Here is a 2,658-nt window from a genome sequence, read left to right as displayed (position 1 = left end):
TTCGGGCCATCGACCGTCACGCCGTCGTACCACTCGATCCCGTACTGGAATCGGGCATTGGACCATGAGTACGTCCACTGCACTCCGTCACGATTGATGCCCGAGACGATCGGCAGGGAAGGATGCTTGGCGACCGATAGATGATTCGACGACTCCCCTGCTAACTGCACCGTCCCCGAGTCCGCTTCGATTGGGAAATCCATCGCATTGGCGCAGCCGGAACACTGGTAAGTCCGCCCGCCCTGGTCCGTCACCGTCGCTGAGTAGAGGCTGTAGTTCAGGGTCGCCAGAGGCGTCCCGGGTGCCGCAGCATTGAAGAGTGCCACCGTCGCCGGCGACGTCCATCGCATGCCGCTCGAAAAATCGTTCGAGAGGTAGGAAATGGTGATGAAGAAGCCGCGGTTACTCTCAACACGACTCGGGCGATGGGCTATCCGGGAACCGGTGTTGAGCTTGTCGTAGGTGTACGCGATCACCTCGCCGTCCGGGTACTGCACCGTCGTCGCGTAGTAGACCATCGACCGGGTGGCTCCCGTGGTCTCCCTCATCTTCGAGTCGAAGTAGTAGATCTCGCCGCTGCCGCCCCTCATGTATGTCCAGACATCAAAGAGCGACCCAGATTGGCTCGGAGTGCAATCCCAATCCGGACAGATAAAGGCCTCCGAAGCCCCTGCTCCGGTGTGTACGGAGACGGCAACGCTGATCATGTCGGTGCGGCCACCGGATATGGTCGCCACCGCATACGGCGCAAAGTTCTGGATCCGGTCGAACCGCAAGTTCGGAGCGCCCGGCACCGCCAGCATCGGCAAACCAAGGGTCGTCTTCCCGGTTGCGATGTTCACGCCGTTCGGATCGCTCTCGATCCGGAACGGAGACAGGGTGATCGGCACTTGCTGCTGAGCCGACGCCATATTCGGCATGAGGCAACTCGCCATCACGACGAATGACATGACGACAAAGCGCATCAAGGGGCGTGCAGCGGACAAGGACCGAGGCAGGTTGCTCATGGCGGTCTCCCGGCAGAGTGTCTTGGGCATACGTGGGACGACGGACAGTTCAGCGGCGTTCAGTGTTCCGCTGGGCCGGATCCGCCGATGACGGCAAAGTGCTTGGCGTGTGATTCTCTGACGACGGCTCACCCGGCTCCTCGATCGGTGACCGGGAATCAGGATTCGCCGTCGACGCGCTGTACACCTTCTCCGACGGATCGGCCGGCGCCGCCTCGAGGACTTCGCCCACTCGCGGCGCACCGACGACCATCTGCGTGCGGTTGCCTGCCGGGTCGTAGGCGTACACCCGATCCCCGTTGCGGGTGTCCGACACCCTCACCAGCCGGCCCAGCTCGTCATAGGTGTAGTTCGTGACACCGGCCTGCAGCCCCGCGACGGGCGCGGCCAAGCCGACGACCCACAGCGCCGCCTTGCCGCGGCTCTTTGACCCTAGCGTTCGACTCATGAAGGATTCCTCTGGTGTGGATGGGGAACCGTCGCGCACGCGCACGCCTCCGACGGCGTGGACACGCTCGGACGGACGGGGGACAGCAATAAAAAAGCCGAGCCGGAAACCGGCTCGGCGTCAGGAGAGAGTAGAGAGAGAGAGAGAGAGAGAGAGAGAGAGAGAGGCTCGCGTTAGCCCGTTTGCGAATCCGACAACCTGGAGATCGCGCCCCGGTGACACGCAAGAACCCTCGTACAGTTGACCTGACAAAGATTCATACGACCTCGCAGGTCAAAACCGGACACGATTGGGACAAATAAAATTTTCTTGCTTGGGACGGCCAACAGGCGGTCGCGTCAGATCGTCCACTGATCGTGGACGACTGCGACCAGTTTGGGCTCGCCCCCCACCGCGACGAACACCAGCCTCAGCGCGCGCCAGTCGGGCAGCGGGCCTTCGGGGGTCTGGGTAGGCGGCAGGTAGAACTCGACGCGTACGCCGTCCGGATACAACAAGGGCGCGTTGTTGATCGAGTTGCCCTTCGCCTGGTCGTCGTTGACGCTGATCTTTGCGCCAATGGTGAAATCGCGCGGGAACACGAAGCGCTCGTAGTACTGCGCGGGCGTGCGTTCGATCGGGAAGCCGGTGCCGTCCTCGGTACCCCAAACCCGCACACGCGCGTCCTGGAACCAGCCCGGCAAGGCCGCCACCGACCAGATCTGGTGCTCGGAGGGCTCGACGAAGGCATAGGGCGCGAACAGCACGCCCATCGTCGGGTGCGCATAGCGCGCGACCGTCGCCATGTCGCGGCGCTTGAGGGCCTCGACCACTTCCAGGGCGGCGGCGCGGGCGACGACAGGGTCGAGGGTCTGCAGGGCTCGCGAGGCTGCGGGCGTATTGGCCTGCGGCGGCGGGCTGGGCGGCGGCGGCTTGGGAGTACAGCCGACGATGAGGGACGTGAGGAGGACGAGTAGCGTCACGGCGCGGATCATGCGCCCATCTGAAACCGCCGCCCTCGCAGTGTCAATCGCCCTTGCGGCGACCTTTGCCCGGGCCCTTCCCCGGACCCTTGCCCGGGCCCTTGTACGCCGCGATGCGCTGGATCGCGAGCGGTCGGCCGCGCACCACGATGCCCGCCAGATGCCGCAGCACATGGTCGGGGATCTGCGCGGGCAACCGCACGAGCGTGTGGTCGTCGCGGATGTCGATGCCGTTGATCTC

At 64.3% G+C, this 2,658-nt stretch carries 4 protein-coding genes; all 4 read right to left on the bottom strand.

Annotated features, from left to right (window positions below; genetic code table 11):
• Nucleotides 1–1,037 (bottom strand): hypothetical protein (locus tag ACIQ2L_RS13960; protein WP_396159887.1); only part of this gene is annotated, 1,037 nt, incomplete at its 3' end.
• 19 nt (nt 1,038–1,056) lie between these two features.
• Nucleotides 1,057–1,455, bottom strand: a complete 399-nt coding sequence (locus tag ACIQ2L_RS13955; protein ID WP_396159885.1) for an RHS repeat domain-containing protein — start codon at nt 1,453–1,455, stop codon at nt 1,057–1,059.
• A gap of 338 nt (nt 1,456–1,793) precedes the next feature.
• On the bottom strand, nt 1,794–2,429 hold the full coding sequence (locus ACIQ2L_RS13950) for a hypothetical protein (RefSeq protein ID WP_396159883.1): 636 nt from the start codon (nt 2,427–2,429) through the stop codon (nt 1,794–1,796).
• A 31-nt stretch (nt 2,430–2,460) separates the two neighbouring features.
• A partial coding sequence (locus tag ACIQ2L_RS13945) for a DbpA RNA binding domain-containing protein (protein WP_396159881.1) occupies nt 2,461–2,658 on the bottom strand: 198 nt, incomplete at its 5' end.

Source organism: Flavobacterium sp. (genome assembly GCF_044369455.1).
In the GTDB taxonomy this organism is placed as follows: Bacteria; Bacteroidota; Bacteroidia; order Flavobacteriales; family Flavobacteriaceae; genus Flavobacterium.
This window is presented reverse-complemented; position numbering and strand designations above follow the sequence as displayed.